The organism is Streptomyces sp. NPDC048590 (assembly GCF_043199535.1).
GTDB lineage: Bacteria > Actinomycetota > Actinomycetes > Streptomycetales > Streptomycetaceae > Streptomyces.
Window position 1 is genome coordinate 1 of the sequence record NZ_JBICWC010000032.1, and the last position, 1,068, is coordinate 1,068.

A 1,068-nucleotide genomic window follows, 5' to 3' on the forward strand; every position below is an offset into this window, starting at 1 on the left:
GCTAGGTGTATTGACCCGAAGCGTTGTTGACGCGGCTGATGGGCGGGAGTCCGCCGAGTGCGGTGTGGCAGCGGTGGTGGTTGTAGGTGTGGAGGAAGTCTGCCAGGGCTTCGGTGCGTTCGTCGTTGGAGGTGTAGGGCCGGAGGTAGGCCCATTCGTCGAGCAGGGTGCGGTTGAAGCGTTCGACCTTGCCGTTGGTCTGTGGCCGGTAGGGCCGGATGCGCTTGTGGGTGATGCCATGCGTGGTGAGGGCCTGGGTGAAGAGTCTGGACTTGTAGCAGGAGCCGTTGTCGGTCATGACTCGTTCGACGGTGATGCCGTGTCCCGTGAAGAAGGCGTGGGCCCGCTGCCAGAACCCGATCGCGGTGTGCTGGCGTTCGTCGGCCAGGACCTCGCTGTAGGCGAGGCGGGAGTGGTCGTCGACGGCGGAGTGAATGTAGCTGTAGCCGATCACCGGTTTGCAGCTCTTGCGCAAGTCAGTGGTGTTCTGCCGGTTCTGGTTGCCGGCTGTGCGGCCGACCGCGCGCCAGCCGCCGCCGTCAGGGATGTTGCCCAGCTTCTTGATGTCGACGTGCACCAGCTCGCCGGGACGGCTGCGTTCGTAGCGGCGTATCGGCTCGCCGGTCGGCCGGTCGAGCCAGGCCAGACGGTTCAGGCCGTGGCGGGTGAGGATCCGGTGCACCGTGGAAGCGGGTAGTCCGAGGATCGGGCCGATCCGGGCAGGTCCGAGCTTGCGGGTCTGTCGCAGATCACAGACAGCGGCTTCCGTTTCGGGCGCGGTGCGATGCGGGGTGGTGCGCGGTCGGCTCGAGCGGTCGAACAGTCCCGGGTCGCCCTCGGCCTGCCACCGTCGGACCCATTTGTGGGCGGTCGCCCGCGAGATCCCCATCTCCTCGGCCACATGAGCGACCGGGCGGCCGGAACGGACACGTTGAATCAACAACCGCCTGCCATGAACAGTCAGCCGGGCATTACGGTGGGACACGAAGACCTCCGTGTGGTGCAGTCCTAGACAGCTCCACCACACCGGAGGTCTTCGCCTTTGATCAAGACCCCCGCGTCAACAAC

1 protein-coding gene is annotated in these 1,068 nt (G+C 66.0%); it reads right to left on the reverse strand.

What is annotated here, in order from left to right:
• Nucleotide 1: 1 nt before the first annotated feature.
• The gene (locus tag ACGFNN_RS35110) at nucleotides 2-985 is read right to left on the reverse strand and encodes an IS481 family transposase (RefSeq protein WP_393561974.1); all 984 of its coding nucleotides are present in this window, start codon (nucleotides 983-985) and stop codon (nucleotides 2-4) included.
• Nucleotides 986-1,068: the final 83 nt, after the last annotated feature.